The organism is Pseudomonas sp. WMBT8 (assembly GCF_050916005.1).
Classification (GTDB): Bacteria; Pseudomonadota; Gammaproteobacteria; order Pseudomonadales; family Pseudomonadaceae; genus Aquipseudomonas.
In genome coordinates this window covers 5453314-5469963 of sequence record NZ_CP188096.1, presented here as the reverse complement: position 1 = coordinate 5469963, position 16650 = coordinate 5453314, and the positions used below count along the sequence as shown (strand labels likewise).

Annotated in this window: 12 protein-coding genes and 1 tRNA gene; all 13 read left to right on the top strand. The window is 55.6% G+C overall.

The annotated features are described in order from the left end of the window. Positions 1–122: 122 nt before the first annotated feature. The 13 genes from ACO77H_RS24980 to tuf all read left to right on the top strand — a co-directional run bounded on the left by ACO77H_RS24980 (position 123) and on the right by tuf (position 16637). Positions 123–198, top strand: a tRNA-Trp gene (locus tag ACO77H_RS24980). Positions 199–243: 45 nt separating this feature from the next. Continuing rightward, complete coding sequence (gene secE / locus ACO77H_RS24975) at positions 244–612, top strand: preprotein translocase subunit SecE (protein ID WP_076964128.1); 369 nt, start codon at positions 244–246, stop codon at positions 610–612. 9 nt (positions 613–621) lie between these two features. Beyond that, positions 622–1155 (top strand): transcription termination/antitermination protein NusG, encoded by a 534-nt coding sequence (gene nusG / locus ACO77H_RS24970; protein ID WP_003176436.1) that lies wholly within the window; start codon positions 622–624, stop codon positions 1153–1155. Positions 1156–1272: 117 nt separating this feature from the next. After that, on the top strand, positions 1273–1704 hold the full coding sequence (gene rplK, locus ACO77H_RS24965; protein ID WP_003210097.1) for a 50S ribosomal protein L11: 432 nt from the start codon (positions 1273–1275) through the stop codon (positions 1702–1704). Further along, positions 1704–2399, top strand: coding sequence for a 50S ribosomal protein L1 (gene rplA, locus ACO77H_RS24960; protein ID WP_003176434.1), 696 nt, complete (start codon positions 1704–1706; stop codon positions 2397–2399). The genes rplK and rplA overlap by 1 nt, the downstream gene beginning before the upstream one ends. 200 nt (positions 2400–2599) lie before the next feature. Then, a complete protein-coding gene (gene rplJ, locus ACO77H_RS24955; RefSeq protein WP_003176433.1) occupies positions 2600–3100 on the top strand; it encodes a 50S ribosomal protein L10 in 501 nt (166 codons plus the stop codon). Between the two features lie 78 nt (positions 3101–3178). Next, positions 3179–3544, top strand: a complete 366-nt coding sequence (gene rplL / locus ACO77H_RS24950; RefSeq protein WP_003210093.1) for a 50S ribosomal protein L7/L12 — start codon at positions 3179–3181, stop codon at positions 3542–3544. 219 nt (positions 3545–3763) lie between these two features. After that, positions 3764–7837 carry a DNA-directed RNA polymerase subunit beta gene (rpoB, locus tag ACO77H_RS24945; RefSeq protein ID WP_029299252.1) on the top strand — a complete coding sequence of 1358 codons (4074 nt, stop codon included), beginning with the start codon at positions 3764–3766 and terminating at the stop codon, positions 7835–7837. A gap of 64 nt (positions 7838–7901) precedes the next feature. Further along, a complete protein-coding gene (gene rpoC, locus ACO77H_RS24940; RefSeq protein ID WP_169951377.1) occupies positions 7902–12101 on the top strand; it encodes a DNA-directed RNA polymerase subunit beta' in 4200 nt (1399 codons plus the stop codon). A 216-nt stretch (positions 12102–12317) separates the two neighbouring features. Next, the gene (rpsL, locus tag ACO77H_RS24935) at positions 12318–12689 is read left to right on the top strand and encodes a 30S ribosomal protein S12 (RefSeq protein ID WP_002555494.1); all 372 of its coding nucleotides are present in this window, start codon (positions 12318–12320) and stop codon (positions 12687–12689) included. A 117-nt stretch (positions 12690–12806) separates the two neighbouring features. Continuing rightward, a complete protein-coding gene (rpsG, locus tag ACO77H_RS24930) occupies positions 12807–13277 on the top strand; it encodes a 30S ribosomal protein S7 (RefSeq protein WP_002555493.1) in 471 nt (156 codons plus the stop codon). 30 nt (positions 13278–13307) lie between these two features. Beyond that, on the top strand, positions 13308–15413 hold the full coding sequence (fusA, locus tag ACO77H_RS24925) for an elongation factor G (protein WP_029299268.1): 2106 nt from the start codon (positions 13308–13310) through the stop codon (positions 15411–15413). A 30-nt stretch (positions 15414–15443) separates the two neighbouring features. After that, complete coding sequence (tuf, locus tag ACO77H_RS24920; protein ID WP_003176426.1) at positions 15444–16637, top strand: elongation factor Tu; 1194 nt, start codon at positions 15444–15446, stop codon at positions 16635–16637. Positions 16638–16650 lie beyond the last annotated feature (13 nt).

Genomic DNA, 16650 nt, shown 5'->3' with positions numbered 1-16650 from the left:
TTAACAGCTGTCTCGGCTTGATTCTTTTTTACCTGGTGTTATCGGGTTGTTTCAAGTCTCTTGGGGTTGGTTGTTGTAAAGTCTTTTTCAGGCCTGCATAATGGTCGGCCTGATTTTGTTTTAGGTCAGTAGCTCAATTGGCAGAGCGACGGTCTCCAAAACCGTAGGTTGGGGGTTCGATTCCCTCCTGACCTGCCAGATTCACGTGGTGTATCTGGCTTTCTTTTCACAGGATCTTCATAGATGACTCCTAAGGCTGAAGCTCAAAGCTCTCGTTTCGATCTGGTTAAGTGGCTCGCTGTCGTCGCTTTGGTGGTCGTAGGCGTTGTTGGCAATCAGTATTATTCTGCTTCGCCGATCCTGTACCGCGTACTCGTATTGCTCGCTCTCGCTGCTGCGGCTGTCTTCATCGGTCTGCAGACTGTAAAGGGTAAGTCTTTCGCCGTACTGGTTAAGGAAGCTCGCACCGAAATACGTAAAGTCGTTTGGCCGACTCGCCAAGAAACCACGCAGACCACGCTGATTGTTGTGGCTGTTGTTTTGGTTATGGCGTTGCTGTTGTGGGGGCTTGATTCCCTGCTCGGCTGGCTTGTTTCCTTGATTGTTGGCTAAGGGTGTCCCGTGGCTAAGCGTTGGTACGTTGTGCATGCTTACTCGGGTTACGAGAAGCATGTCATGCGCTCTTTGCTAGAGCGCGTAAAGCTGGCAGGCATGGAAGATGGCTTCGGCGAAATTCTGGTTCCCACTGAAGAAGTGGTTGAAATGCGTAATGGCCAGAAGCGCAAAAGTGAACGCAAGTTCTTCCCTGGCTACGTGCTGGTACAGATGGACATGAATGAGGGTACTTGGCACTTGGTCAAGGATACCCCTCGCGTCATGGGCTTCATTGGCGGTACCGCCGATAAGCCTGCGCCGATCACTGACAAGGAAGCGGAAGCGATTCTGCGCCGTGTTGCTGACGGTAGCGACAAGCCGAAGCCGAAGACGTTGTTCGAGCCGGGCGAGGTTGTTCGTGTCACTGATGGTCCGTTTGCTGATTTCAACGGCACTGTCGAAGAAGTTAACTACGAAAAGAGCCGGATCCAAGTGGCGGTGCTCATTTTCGGTCGCTCTACCCCGGTAGAGTTGGAGTTCAGTCAGGTCGAAAAGGTCTAGCTGACAAAGCATCCCAACCCCGCAGCCTTAGGCTGTGGGGTTTTGTCGTCACTGGGATAAACGCGCAAGTAACCGGGGAGCCTTTCGAGGCGCTTGAACCCGTAATTGGAGTGCCTCATGGCCAAGAAGATTACCGCTTACATCAAGCTGCAAGTGAAGGCCGCACAGGCCAACCCTAGCCCACCCGTCGGTCCAGCTCTGGGTCAGCACGGCGTGAACATCATGGAATTCTGCAAGGCCTTCAACGCCCGTACTCAGGGTATTGAGCCAGGTCTGCCGACTCCAGTGATCATCACTGTATATAGCGACCGTAGCTTCACCTTCGAAACCAAGTCGACCCCGGCTTCGGTTTTGTTGAAGAAAGCTGCAGGTCTGACTAGCGGTTCCGCTCGTCCGAACACCGTTAAGGTTGGCACCGTAACTCGTGCTCAGCTGGAAGAAATCGCGAAAACCAAAAACGCGGATCTGACTGCAGCTGATATGGATGCAGCCGTGCGTACCATCGCCGGTTCTGCTCGTAGCATGGGCCTTAACGTGGAGGGTGTGTAATGGCTAAGCTGACCAAGCGCCAAAAGGCTATCGCCGGCAAAATCGAAGCGGGCAAGTCCTACAATTTTGTAGACGCTGCTGCTCTGCTGACCGAGCTGTCGACTGTCAAGTTCAGCGAGTCCGTTGACGTTGCTGTAAACCTGGGTGTTGACCCACGTAAATCCGACCAGGTCGTTCGTAGCGCTACTGTGCTGCCACACGGTACTGGCAAGACCGTACGTGTTGCTGTCTTCACCCAAGGCCCGGCAGCTGAAGCTGCTCTGGCCGCTGGCGCCGATCGCGTTGGCATGGACGACCTGGCTGCCGAAATGAAAGGCGGCGACCTGAACTATGACGTAGTTATTGCCTCCCCGGATGCAATGCGCGTTGTAGGTCAGTTGGGTCAGATCCTGGGCCCACGTGGTCTGATGCCTAACCCGAAAGTCGGTACCGTAACTCCAGACGTAGCTACCGCGGTTAAAAACGCCAAGGCTGGTCAGGTTCGTTATCGCACCGACAAAAACGGCATCATTCACACCTCCGTTGGCAAGGTCGGCTTCGACGCCGTCAAGCTGAAGGAAAACGTTGAAGCCCTGATCGCTGATCTGAAGCGTATCAAGCCAGCTTCCTCGAAAGGTATCTACGTCAAGCGCGTTACCCTGAGCACCACTATGGGCCCAGGTCTGGTCATCGACCAAGGCTCGCTGGACGTATAAGACACAAACTGGCGCGAGAGATCGCGCCAGTTGAAAAAATTGGGGTCCCTGCCTGGCGGGGGCTATCCAAGACCGTAGGCGACGCAAGTCTTAAACCATCAAGCCTACGCAGATGGTGCTCCCGGTTCCTTACCGAATCAGACACCAAAACGACATCCGGCCTAGGCCAGATGAAACGGTAACAAGCAGGAGTTAAACCCGTGGCAATTAATCTCGAAGACAAGAAGGCCATCGTCGCTGAAGTCAACGAGGCTGCCAAAGCTGCTCTGTCCGCTGTCGTGGCTGATGCCCGTGGTGTGACAGTAGGCGCTATGACCGGACTCCGTAAAGAGGCTCGTGAAGCTGGCGTATACGTACGTGTTGTACGTAACACCCTGCTCAAGCGCGCTGTTGCTGACACTGAATACAGTGTCCTCAACGACGTGTTCACCGGCCCGACTCTGATCGCGTTCTCCAAGGATCATCCAGGCGCTGCTGCCCGTTTGTTCAAGGAATTCGCCAAGAGTCAGGATAAGTTCGAGATCAAGGCAGCTGCGTTCGAGGGCAAGTTCCTCGCAGCTAACCAAATCGACGTACTGGCAACACTGCCGACCCGTAACGAAGCTATTTCGCAGCTGATGAGCGTGATTCAAGGCGCTACCAGCAAGCTGGCTCGTACTCTGGCCGCAGTTCGCGAGCAAAAAGAAGCTGCAGCAGCCTAAGGCTGAGCAACTTCTCTCGCGTTTTTTTGTTTATTTCGATGGCCGCGTAGGCCGTCCCCCAATTCAGGAAATACAGCAATGTCTATCTCCCAAGACGATATCCTCAACGCCGTAGCTGAAATGTCGGTTCTGCAGGTTGTTGAGCTGATCAAAGCTTTCGAAGAAAAATTCGGCGTTTCCGCTGCCGCTGCTTCCGCTGGCCCAGCTGTTGCTGCTGTTGCTGCTGAAGAGCAAACCGAATTCAACGTCATGCTGCTGGAAGCTGGCGAGAAGAAAGTAAACGTGATCAAGGCAGTACGTGAACTGACCGGTCTGGGCCTGAAAGAAGCCAAGGCTGTAGTTGACGGCGCTCCTGCCCAGGTTCTGGAAGCAGTGTCGAAAGACGCCGCTGACAAAGCCAAAGCAGTACTGGAAGAAGCAGGCGCTAAAGTCGAGCTGAAGTAAGCATCGACCTTGCGTTTCCAGCCCAAGCGTTAAGCTGAAGGCTGATGGCTGGTGGCTCTTGCCACCGGCCTTTTTCCGTTCTTGGCTGTCGACTCGGTCGCCGCCACTAACGCGCTGTAGCCACCCGATGCGGTGGTGCAAACCATGGGGTTTGCAAGATTTTCTGGCTGCTCCCGTCGGGAGGGCCAAACAAGCAGGTGACCAAGCTGGGGAACGCTGATGGCTTACTCATATACTGAGAAAAAACGTATCCGCAAGGACTTTAGCAAGTTGCCGGACGTCATGGATGTCCCGTACCTTCTGGCTATCCAGCTGGATTCGTATCGTGAATTCTTGCAGGCGGGAGCGACCAAAGATCAGTTCCGCGACGTGGGCCTGCATGCGGCCTTCAAATCCGTTTTCCCGATCATCAGCTACTCCGGCAATGCTGCGCTGGAGTACGTCGGTTATCGCCTGGGCGAACCGGCATTTGATGTCAAAGAATGCGTGTTGCGCGGTGTTACGTACGCCGTACCTTTGCGGGTAAAAGTTCGTCTGATCATTTTCGACAAAGAATCGTCGAACAAAGCGATCAAGGACATCAAAGAGCAAGAAGTCTACATGGGCGAAATCCCATTGATGACTGAGAACGGTACCTTCGTTATCAACGGTACCGAGCGTGTAATCGTTTCCCAGCTGCACCGTTCCCCGGGCGTGTTCTTCGACCACGACCGCGGCAAGACGCACAGCTCCGGCAAGCTCCTGTACTCCGCGCGGATCATTCCGTACCGTGGTTCGTGGTTGGACTTCGAGTTCGACCCTAAAGACTGCGTGTTCGTGCGTATCGACCGTCGTCGCAAGCTGCCGGCCTCGGTACTGCTGCGCGCGCTCGGCTACACCACCGAGCAGGTGCTGGACGCTTTCTACACCACCAACGTATTCAGCCTGAAGGATGAAACCCTCAGCCTGGAGCTGATTGCTTCGCGTCTGCGTGGTGAAATTGCTGTCCTGGATATCCAGGATGAGAAGGGCAAGGTCATTGTTGAGGCTGGCCGTCGTATTACTGCGCGCCACATCAACCAGATCGAAAAAGCCGGTATCAAGTCGCTGGACGTGCCTCTGGACTACGTCCTGGGTCGCACTACCGCCAAGGTTATCGTTCACCCGGCGACAGGCGAGATCCTGGCTGAGTGCAACACCGAGCTGAACACCGAGATCCTGGCAAAAATCGCCAAGGCCCAGGTTGTTCGCATCGAGACCCTGTACACCAACGATATCGACTGCGGTCCGTTCGTCTCCGACACCCTGAAGATCGACTCCACCAGCAACCAATTGGAAGCGCTGGTCGAGATCTATCGCATGATGCGTCCTGGCGAGCCACCAACCAAAGACGCTGCCGAAACCCTGTTCAACAACCTGTTCTTCAGCCCTGAGCGCTATGACCTGTCTGCGGTCGGCCGGATGAAGTTCAACCGTCGTATCGGTCGTACCGAGATCGAAGGTTCGGGCGTGCTGTGCAAGGAAGACATCGTTGCGGTCCTGAAGACTCTGGTCGACATCCGTAACGGCAAAGGCATCGTCGATGACATCGACCACCTGGGTAACCGTCGTGTTCGCTGCGTAGGCGAAATGGCCGAGAACCAGTTCCGCGTTGGCCTGGTGCGTGTTGAGCGTGCGGTCAAAGAGCGTCTGTCGATGGCCGAAAGCGAAGGCCTGATGCCGCAAGACCTGATCAACGCCAAGCCAGTGGCTGCGGCGGTGAAAGAGTTCTTCGGTTCCAGCCAGCTCTCGCAGTTCATGGACCAGAACAACCCGCTCTCCGAGATCACCCACAAGCGCCGTGTTTCTGCACTGGGCCCGGGCGGTCTGACCCGTGAGCGTGCAGGCTTTGAAGTTCGTGACGTTCACCCGACGCACTACGGTCGTGTTTGCCCGATCGAAACGCCGGAAGGTCCGAACATCGGTCTGATCAACTCCCTGGCTGCCTATGCGCGCACCAACCAGTACGGCTTCCTCGAAAGCCCGTACCGTGTGGTGAAAGACGCCCTGGTCACCGACGAGATCGTTTTCCTGTCCGCCATCGAAGAAGCTGATCACGTGATCGCTCAGGCTTCGGCCACGATGAACGACAAGAAAGTCCTGATCGACGAGCTGGTAGCTGTTCGTCACTTGAACGAGTTCACCGTCAAGGCGCCGGAAGACGTCACCTTGATGGACGTATCGCCCAAGCAGGTAGTTTCTGTTGCGGCGTCGCTGATCCCGTTCCTGGAACACGATGACGCCAACCGTGCGTTGATGGGTTCCAACATGCAGCGTCAAGCTGTACCGACCCTGCGCGCTGACAAGCCGCTGGTGGGTACCGGCATGGAGCGCAACGTAGCCCGTGACTCCGGCGTTTGCGTCGTGGCTCGTCGTGGCGGCGTGATCGACTCTGTTGATGCCAGCCGTATCGTGGTTCGTGTTGCCGATGACGAAGTTGAAACTGGCGAAGCCGGTGTCGACATCTACAACCTGACCAAATACACCCGCTCGAACCAGAACACCTGCATCAACCAGCGCCCGCTGGTGAGCAAGGGTGATCGCGTTCAGCGTAGCGACATCATGGCCGACGGTCCGTCCACCGATATGGGTGAGTTGGCTCTGGGTCAGAACATGCGCATCGCGTTCATGGCGTGGAACGGCTTCAACTTCGAAGACTCCATCTGCCTGTCCGAGCGTGTGGTTCAAGAAGATCGCTTCACCACGATCCACATCCAGGAACTGACCTGCGTGGCGCGTGACACCAAGCTTGGGCCTGAGGAAATCACTGCAGACATCCCGAACGTGGGTGAAGCTGCTCTGAACAAGCTGGACGAAGCCGGTATCGTTTACGTAGGTGCTGAAGTTGGCGCTGGCGACATCCTGGTCGGTAAGGTCACTCCGAAAGGCGAGACTCAACTGACTCCGGAAGAGAAGCTGCTGCGTGCCATCTTCGGTGAAAAAGCCAGCGACGTTAAAGACACCTCCCTGCGCGTACCTACCGGTACCAAGGGTACTGTCATCGACGTACAGGTCTTCACCCGTGACGGCGTTGAGCGTGATGCTCGTGCACTGTCCATCGAGAAGACCCAGCTCGACGAGATCCGCAAGGACCTGAACGAAGAGTTCCGTATCGTCGAAGGCGCGACCTTCGAGCGTCTGCGTTCCGCCCTGGTAGGCCACAAGGCCGAAGGCGGCGCAGGTCTGAAGAAAGGTCAGGACATCACCGACGAAATCCTCGACGGTCTTGAGCACGGCCAGTGGTTCAAACTGCGCATGGCTGAAGATGCTCTGAACGAGCAGCTCGAGAAGGCCCAGGCCTACATCGTTGATCGCCGCCGTCTGCTGGACGACAAGTTCGAAGACAAGAAGCGCAAACTGCAGCAGGGCGATGACCTGGCTCCAGGCGTGCTGAAAATCGTCAAGGTTTACCTGGCAATCCGTCGTCGCATCCAGCCGGGCGACAAGATGGCCGGTCGTCACGGTAACAAAGGTGTGGTCTCGGTGATCATGCCGGTTGAAGACATGCCGCACGATGCCAATGGCACCCCGGTCGACGTCGTCCTCAACCCGTTGGGCGTACCTTCGCGTATGAACGTTGGTCAGATCCTTGAAACCCACCTGGGCCTCGCGGCCAAAGGTCTGGGCGAGAAGATCAACCGTATGATCGAAGAGCAGCGCAAGGTCGCAGACCTGCGTAAGTTCCTGCACGAGATCTACAACGAGATCGGCGGCCGCAAAGAAGAGCTGGACACTTTCTCCGACCAGGAAATCCTGGATCTGGCGAAGAACCTGCGCGGCGGCGTTCCAATGGCTACCCCGGTGTTCGACGGTGCCAAGGAAAGCGAAATCAAGGCCATGCTGAAACTGGCAGACCTGCCAGAAAGCGGCCAGATGCAGCTGTTCGACGGCCGTACCGGCAACAAGTTCGAGCGCCCGGTTACTGTTGGCTACATGTACATGCTGAAGCTGAACCACTTGGTAGACGACAAGATGCACGCTCGTTCTACCGGTTCTTACAGCCTGGTTACCCAGCAGCCGCTGGGTGGTAAGGCTCAGTTCGGTGGTCAGCGTTTCGGGGAGATGGAGGTCTGGGCACTGGAAGCATACGGTGCTGCATACACTCTGCAAGAAATGCTCACAGTGAAGTCGGACGATGTGAACGGTCGTACCAAGATGTACAAAAACATCGTGGACGGCGATCACCGTATGGAGCCGGGCATGCCCGAGTCCTTCAACGTGTTGATCAAAGAAATTCGTTCCCTCGGCATCGATATCGATCTGGAAACCGAATAACACGTGACGCGAATCGAGAGCGGGGCTGTTTAGCCCGCTCTCTGCTCCGCCAGGAGGAAAGGCCTTGAAAGACCTACTGAATTTGCTGAAAAACCAGGGTCAAGTCGAAGAGTTCGACGCCATCCGTATTGGATTGGCATCGCCTGAGATGATCCGTTCGTGGTCGTTCGGTGAAGTTAAAAAGCCGGAAACCATCAACTACCGTACGTTCAAACCTGAGCGTGACGGCCTGTTCTGCGCCAAGATCTTTGGCCCGGTAAAGGATTACGAGTGCCTGTGCGGTAAGTACAAGCGCTTGAAGCACCGTGGTGTGATCTGCGAGAAGTGCGGCGTTGAAGTTGCGCTGGCCAAGGTTCGTCGTGAGCGTATGGCGCACATCGAGCTGGCTTCGCCGGTTGCCCACATCTGGTTCCTGAAATCGCTGCCGTCCCGTATCGGCTTGCTGATGGACATGACCCTGCGTGATATCGAACGCGTTCTCTACTTCGAGAGCTATGTCGTTATCGATCCAGGCATGACCACCCTTGAAAAGGGTCAGCTGCTCAACGACGAGCAGTACTTCGAAGCGCTGGAGGAGTTCGGCGACGATTTCGATGCCCGCATGGGTGCTGAAGCTGTCCGCGAACTGCTGCACGCTATCGACCTGGAACACGAGATTGGCCGCCTGCGTGAAGAAATTCCGCAAACCAACTCCGAAACCAAGATCAAGAAACTGTCCAAGCGTCTGAAGTTGATGGAAGCCTTCCAGGGTTCCGGCAACCTGCCAGAGTGGATGGTGCTGACCGTTCTGCCGGTTCTGCCGCCAGACCTGCGTCCGCTGGTACCGCTGGACGGTGGTCGTTTCGCGACGTCCGACCTCAACGACCTGTACCGCCGCGTGATCAACCGTAACAACCGCTTGAAGCGCCTGCTTGATCTGTCCGCTCCGGACATCATCGTGCGCAACGAAAAGCGTATGTTGCAAGAAGCGGTCGATGCCCTGCTCGACAACGGCCGTCGTGGCCGCGCTATTACCGGTTCCAACAAGCGTCCTCTGAAATCCTTGGCTGACATGATCAAGGGTAAGCAAGGTCGTTTCCGTCAGAACTTGCTCGGTAAGCGTGTTGACTACTCCGGTCGTTCGGTAATTACCGTAGGCCCGACCCTGCGTCTGCACCAGTGCGGTCTGCCTAAGAAGATGGCTCTTGAGCTGTTCAAGCCGTTCATCTTCGGCAAGCTGGAAATGCGCGGTCTCGCGACCACCATCAAAGCGGCCAAGAAAATGGTCGAGCGCGAACTGCCAGAGGTTTGGGACGTTCTCGCTGAAGTGATTCGCGAACACCCGGTCCTCCTCAACCGTGCACCGACCCTTCACCGTCTGGGTATCCAGGCGTTTGAACCGGTACTGATCGAAGGTAAGGCTATCCAGCTGCACCCTCTGGTCTGTGCTGCGTACAACGCCGACTTCGACGGCGACCAAATGGCCGTGCACGTACCGCTGACACTGGAAGCCCAGTTGGAAGCGCGTGCGTTGATGATGTCGACCAACAACATCCTGTCGCCAGCCAACGGTGAGCCAATCATCGTTCCGTCGCAGGACGTTGTATTGGGTCTGTACTACATGACCCGTGAAGCGATCAACGCCAAGGGCGAAGGTCGTGTGTTCGCTGACCTGCAAGAAGTTGACCGTGTGTTCCGTGCTGGCGAAGCCGCACTGCACGCCAAGGTCAAGGTGCGCATCCACGAAACGGTCAACGACCGTGACGGCGGCAGCGTGAGCAACACCCGTATCGTCGACACCACTGTCGGCCGTGCGCTGTTGTACCAGGTTGTGCCAAAAGGTCTGTCGTACGACGTCGTCAACCTGCCGATGAAGAAAAAGGCGATCTCCAAGCTGATCAACCAATGCTACCGCGTGGTTGGTCTGAAAGAGACCGTGATCTTCGCTGACCAGTTGATGTACACCGGTTTTGCTTATTCGACCATTTCCGGCGTTTCCATCGGTGTTAACGACTTCGTTATCCCGGATGAAAAAGCCCGCATCATCAGTGCTGCCACTGATGAAGTGAAAGAGATCGAGAGCCAGTACGCCTCCGGCCTGGTAACCCAGGGCGAGAAGTACAACAAAGTGATCGACCTTTGGTCCAAGGCCAACGACGAAGTTTCCAAGGCGATGATGGCCAACCTCTCGAAAGAGAAAGTCATCGACCGTCATGGCGTCGAAGTCGATCAAGAGTCTTTCAACTCGATGTACATGATGGCCGACTCGGGCGCACGGGGTTCTGCTGCGCAGATCCGTCAGCTCGCCGGTATGCGTGGCCTGATGGCCAAGCCGGACGGCTCCATCATCGAAACGCCGATTACTGCGAACTTCCGTGAAGGTTTGAGCGTACTTCAGTACTTCATCTCTACTCACGGTGCTCGTAAAGGTCTGGCGGATACCGCGTTGAAAACCGCTAACTCCGGTTACCTGACTCGTCGTCTGGTAGACGTTGCACAAGATCTGGTTGTAACCGAGATCGATTGCGGCACCGAGCACGGCCTGCTGATGACTCCGCACATTGAAGGCGGTGACGTTGTAGAGCCGCTGGGTGAGCGCGTATTGGGTCGTGTTATCGCCCGTGATGTGTTCAAGCCAGGTACCGAGGAAATCATCGTTCCTGCCGGCACCCTGGTGGATGAGAAGTGGGTCGAGTTCATCGAACTCAACAGCATCGACGAAGTGATTGTTCGCTCGCCGATCAGCTGCGAAACTCGCTACGGTATCTGCGCCAAGTGCTACGGCCGTGACTTGGCTCGTGGTCACCAGGTGAACATCGGTGAAGCGGTCGGCGTTATCGCTGCCCAGTCCATCGGTGAGCCGGGTACCCAGCTGACCATGCGTACGTTCCACATCGGTGGTGCGGCAAGCCGGACCTCCGCAGCTGACAGCGTTCAGGTGAAGAATGGCGGTACTGTCCGTCTGCACAACCTCAAACACGTTGAGCGAGTGGATGGCCACCTGGTTGCTGTGTCCCGTTCCGGTGAGCTGGCGATCGCTGATGACTTCGGTCGTGAGCGTGAGCGTTACAAGCTGCCGTACGGTGCTGTGATTTCGGTTAAAGAAGGTGACAAGGTCGACGCTGGCGCAATCGTGGCCAAGTGGGATCCGCACACTCACCCAATCGTTACCGAAATGAAAGGTACCGTGACCTACGTGGGCATGGAAGAAGGCATCACGATCAAGCGTCAGACTGACGAATTGACCGGTATGACCAACATTGAAGTCCTCGACGCCAAAGATCGTCCAGCTGCCGGTAAAGACATCCGTCCTGCCGTGAAGATGGTCGATGACAACGGCAAGGATCTGTTGCTGCCAGGCACTGACGTTATCGCTCAGTACTTCCTGCCAGCCAACGCCCTGGTCGGTGTGGCGGATGGTGCGAAGATCGCGATCGGTGATGTTATCGCGCGTATCCCGCAAGAAACTTCGAAGACCCGTGACATCACCGGTGGTCTGCCGCGTGTTGCCGACTTGTTCGAAGCTCGTCGTCCGAAAGAAGCGTCGATCCTGGCTGAAGTCAGCGGCACCATCGCGTTCGGTAAAGAGACCAAGGGCAAGCGCCGTCTGGTCATTACCCCGAACGACGGTAGCGATCCGTATGAAGAGCTGATTCCGAAGTGGCGTCACCTGAACGTCTTCGAAGGCGAACAGGTAAACCGCGGCGAAGTTATCTCCGACGGCCCGAGCGATCCACACGACATCCTGCGTCTGCTGGGTGTGAGTGCGCTGGCCAAGTACATCGTTAACGAGATCCAGGACGTTTACCGTCTGCAAGGCGTGAAGATCAACGATAAGCACATCGAGACCATCCTGCGTCAGATGCTGCGTAAAGTTGAAATCGCTGAATCCGGCGATTCGAGTTTCATCAAGGGCGACCAGATGGAACTGACTCACGTACTGGTAGAAAACGAGCGTCTGGCAACCGAAGAGAAATTTGTTTCCAAGTTCACTCGCGTGTTGCTGGGTATCACCAAGGCGTCGTTGTCCACCGAATCGTTCATCTCGGCGGCCTCCTTCCAGGAGACCACTCGCGTACTGACCGAAGCGGCGGTAACCGGCAAGCGCGATTACCTGCGCGGCCTGAAAGAAAACGTGGTTGTGGGTCGTCTGATCCCGGCCGGTACCGGCTTGGCCTACCACAGCGAGCGCAAGCGTCGCCGTGAACTCGACAAGCCGCTGCGCGTAAGCGCCAGTGAAGTGGAAGCTGCACTGACCGAAGCGCTGAACTCTAGCGGTAACTGAGTTCTGCGATAAATAAGTCCGGGCCCTGGCAGCCCCGTTCGTCGGAACAAGACAGTTTTGTCGGGTTTCGATGGAGGGGGAGGTCGGGGCCTTGCCTTGACTGGGGGCAAGATCCTCTTTAGACTCTTGTACCCCTAAATTTGGCGGGAATTCGTTCCTGCCATTTTGCTTTTCTTGCAAGACAATAGCGTCGCAAGACAACAGTGGAGCTAGTAGATGGCAACTATCAACCAGCTGGTACGTCAGCCGCGTAAGCGTATCGTCGAGAAATCCGACGTACCTGCGCTGCAGAACTGCCCGCAACGTCGTGGCGTATGCACTCGCGTGTATACCACTACGCCGAAAAAACCTAACTCGGCACTGCGTAAAGTATGCCGTGTGCGCCTGACCAACGGTTTCGAGGTTTCCTCGTACATCGGCGGTGAAGGCCACAACCTGCAAGAGCACAGCGTGGTACTGATCCGCGGCGGTCGTGTAAAAGACTTGCCAGGTGTTCGTTACCACACCGTACGCGGCTCCTTGGATACTTCCGGCGTTAAAGGTCGTAACCAGGGTCGTTCGAAGTACGGTACCAAGAAGCCTAAGTAGTAGCGGCTTTTTGTAAACTGAATCATCTTATTTTCTGAGTCGATAAGAGTAAGGTCGGAGGCGTCCCGCAAGGGCACCGATTCCGAACGAACCTGAAGACCGTTTGAGGGCTTATCCATGCCAAGAAGACGCGTAGCAGCCAAGCGCGAAGTGCTTGACGATCCAAAATACGGAAGCCAAATCCTGGCCAAGTTCATGAACCACGTGATGGAAAGCGGCAAGAAAGCCGTTGCCGAGCGTATCGTTTATGGCGCGCTGGAAAAGGTTAAAGAACGCAAGAACAGCGACCCCCTGGAAATCTTCGAGAAAGCTCTCGACGCCATCGCTCCGCTGGTCGAAGTGAAGTCGCGCCGTGTAGGCGGTGCTACTTACCAGGTTCCGGTCGAAGTTCGCCCGTCCCGTCGTAACGCCCTGGCAATGCGCTGGTTGGTAGACTTCGCCCGTAAGCGCGGTGAGAAGTCTATGGCTCTGCGTTTGGCCGGCGAGCTGTTGGACGCTGCTGAAGGTAAAGGTGCTGCTGTTAAGAAGCGTGAAGACGTGCACCGTATGGCTGAAGCTAACAAAGCTTTCTCGCACTACCGCTTCTAATCTTAGCTTCACTAATTTTGCGAGGGCTTTATGGCTCGTACTACTCCGATTAGCCGCTACCGTAACATCGGTATCGTTGCTCACGTGGATGCTGGTAAAACCACCACCACCGAGCGCGTACTGTTTTACACCGGCAAAAGTCACAAAATGGGCGAGGTGCATGATGGCGCCGCGACCACAGACTGGATGGTTCAGGAGCAGGAGCGTGGTATTACCATTACTTCTGCTGCTATTACCGCCTTCTGGAAAGGTTCTGCCAAGCAGTACAAGGACGAGCACCGCTTCAACGTAATCGATACCCCGGGCCACGTTGACTTCACTATTGAAGTTGAGCGTTCCCTGCGTGTACTCGACGGCGCCGTCGTTGTGTTCTGCGGTACTTCGGGTGTTGAGCCTCAGTCGGAAACCGTATGGCGTCAAGCCAACAAGTACGGTGTTCCACGTCTTGTTTACGTAAACAAGATGGACCGTGCTGGTGCCAACTTCCTGCGCGTGATCGGTCAGATCAAGCAGCGTCTGGGTCACACTCCGGTGCCAATCCAATTGGCTATCGGTTCCGAAGACAACTTCCAGGGTCAGATCGATCTGATCACCATGGAAGCGGTCTACTGGAATGACGCCGACAAAGGCATGGTTCCTGTTCGCAAGCCTATCCCTGCAGAACTGCAGGAACTGGCTGACGAGTGGCGCAACAACCTGGTTGAGGCTGCTGCCGAAGCCAGCGAAGAGCTGATGAACAAGTACCTCGAAGGTGAAGAACTCACCAACGTGGAAATCAAGGCTGCTCTGCGTCAGCGTACTATCGCTGGTGAGATCGTCTTGGCTGTTTGCGGTTCTTCCTTCAAGAACAAGGGTGTTCCCCTGGTTCTCGACGCCGTGATCGACTACCTGCCTGCTCCAACCGACATTCCTGCTATCAAGGGTACCAACCCTGATAACGAGGAAGAAGAGATGGAGCGTCATGCTGACGACAGCGAGCCGTTCTCGGCTCTGGCGTTCAAGATCGCTACCGACCCATTCGTGGGTACCCTGACTTTCGTCCGCGTTTACTCGGGCGTGTTGGCCTCCGGCGACGGCGTGATCAACTCGGTCAAGGGCAAGAAAGAGCGTGTGGGTCGTATGGTGCAAATGCACGCAAACGCCCGCGAAGAGATCAAGGAAGTGCGCGCTGGTGACATCGCGGCCCTGATCGGCATGAAGGACGTCACCACTGGTGAGACTTTGTGCGACGCTGCTAAGCCAATCATCCTGGTTCGCATGGACTTCCCGGAGCCAGTTATCTCGGTTGCCGTAGAGCCTAAGACCAAGGATGACCAGGAAAAAATGGGTATCGCTCTGGGCAAGCTTGCTCAGGAAGATCCATCTTTCCGCGTCAAGACTGATGAAGAGACTGGTCAAACGATCATCTCCGGCATGGGCGAGCTGCACCTGGACATCCTGGTTGACCGGATGCGCCGTGAGTTCAACGTCGAAGCCAACATCGGTAAGCCTCAGGTTTCCTATCGTGAGCGCATCACGAAGAACTGTGAAATTGAAGGCAAGTTCGTTCGTCAGTCCGGCGGTCGTGGTCAGTTCGGTCACTGCTGGATCCGTTTTGCTCCTGCTGACGAAGGTCAGGAAGGTCTGCAATTCGTGAACGAAGTAGTAGGTGGTGTGGTTCCTAAGGAATACATCCCTGCTATCCAGAAGGGCATCGAAGAGCAGATGAAGAACGGTGTTGTTGCCGGCTATCCGCTGATCGGCCTGAAAGCAACCGTTTTTGACGGTTCTTACCACGACGTCGACTCCAACGAGATGGCGTTTAAGGTGGCTGCTTCCATGGCAACCAAGCAACTGGCCCAGAAGGGCGGTGGTGAGTTGCTTGAGCCAATCATGGCGGTAGAAGTTGTTACACCTGAAGACTATATGGGTGATGTCATGGGCGACCTTAACCGTCGTCGCGGCATGATCTTGGGTATGGAAGACACGGTTTCCGGCAAAGTGATTCGCGCCGAGGTTCCGTTGGGTGAGATGTTCGGTTATGCGACCGACGTTCGCTCCATGTCCCAGGGTCGCGCAAGCTACTCTATGGAATTCAAAAAATACAACACAGCTCCGGCGCACATCGCTGAAACTGTATCCAAAAAACAAGGCTGATTCAGTCCTTTAGGCAAGGAGTTAATTGTCGTGGCTAAAGAAAAATTTGATCGTTCCCTACCGCACGTCAACGTTGGCACTATCGGTCACGTTGACCATGGTAAAACCACTCTGACTGCTGCTCTGACTCGCGTTTGCTCCGAAGTATTCGGTTCCGCAATCGTTGATTTCGATAAAATCGACAGCGCACCAGAAGAAAAAGCTCGTGGTATCACCATCAACACCGCGCACGTTGAATACAACTCGCTGATCCGTCACTACGCTCACGTTGACTGCCCAGGTCACGCCGACTATGTGAAGAACATGATCACCGGTGCTGCCCAGATGGACGGCGCAATCCTGGTTTGCTCGGCCGCTGATGGTCCGATGCCACAAACCCGTGAGCACATCCTGCTGTCCCGTCAGGTAGGCGTTCCGTACATCGTGGTTTACCTGAACAAGGCAGACCTGGTAGACGACGCTGAGCTGCTGGAACTGGTTGAGATGGAAGTGCGCGATCTGCTGAGCACTTACGACTTCCCAGGCGACGACACTCCGATCATCATCGGTTCTGCTCGTATGGCTCTGGAAGGTAAAGACGATAACGAAATGGGCACCACGTCCGTTCGTAAACTGGTTGAGACTCTGGACAGCTACATCCCAGATCCAGTTCGTGTTATCGACAAGCCGTTCCTGATGCCAATCGAAGACGTATTCTCGATCTCCGGTCGCGGTACTGTTGTAACTGGTCGTATCGAGCGCGGTATCGTCAAGGTTCAAGATCCACTGGAAATCGTTGGTCTGCGTGACACTACCGTCACCACCTGCACCGGTGTTGAAATGTTCCGTAAGCTGCTCGACGAAGGTCGTGCTGGCGAGAACTGCGGCGTTCTGCTGCGTGGTACCAAGCGTGACGACGTTGAGCGTGGCCAGGTTCTGGTCAAGCCAGGTTCGGTTAAGCCGCACACCAAGTTCGAAGCTGAAGTGTACGTGCTGAGCAAAGAAGAAGGCGGTCGTCACACTCCGTTCTTCAAAGGCTACCGTCCACAGTTCTACTTCCGTACTACTGACGTGACTGGTAACTGCGAACTGCCGGAAGGCGTTGAAATGGTAATGCCAGGCGACAACATCAAAATGGTTGTCACCCTGATCAAAACCATCGCAATGGAAGACGGTCTGCGTTTCGCAATCCGTGAAGGCGGCCGTACCGTTGGTGCTGGCGTTGTAGCTAAAATCATCGAGTAAGCATCTCTTCTGA

Bases quoted from the DNA above. Each gene is read 5' to 3' on its own strand.
- rplL (WP_003210093.1), top strand. From the start codon at position 3,179: ATGTCTATCTCCCAAGACGATATCCTCAACGCCGTAGCTGAAATGTCG.
- fusA (WP_029299268.1), top strand. From the start codon at position 13,308: ATGGCTCGTACTACTCCGATTAGCCGCTACCGTAACATCGGTATCGTT.
- rpsL (WP_002555494.1), top strand. From the start codon at position 12,318: ATGGCAACTATCAACCAGCTGGTACGTCAGCCGCGTAAGCGTATCGTC.
- secE (WP_076964128.1), top strand. From the start codon at position 244: ATGACTCCTAAGGCTGAAGCTCAAAGCTCTCGTTTCGATCTGGTTAAG.
- rplA (WP_003176434.1), top strand. From the start codon at position 1,704: ATGGCTAAGCTGACCAAGCGCCAAAAGGCTATCGCCGGCAAAATCGAA.
- rpoB (WP_029299252.1), top strand. From the start codon at position 3,764: ATGGCTTACTCATATACTGAGAAAAAACGTATCCGCAAGGACTTTAGC.
- rplK (WP_003210097.1), top strand. From the start codon at position 1,273: ATGGCCAAGAAGATTACCGCTTACATCAAGCTGCAAGTGAAGGCCGCA.
- rpsG (WP_002555493.1), top strand. From the start codon at position 12,807: ATGCCAAGAAGACGCGTAGCAGCCAAGCGCGAAGTGCTTGACGATCCA.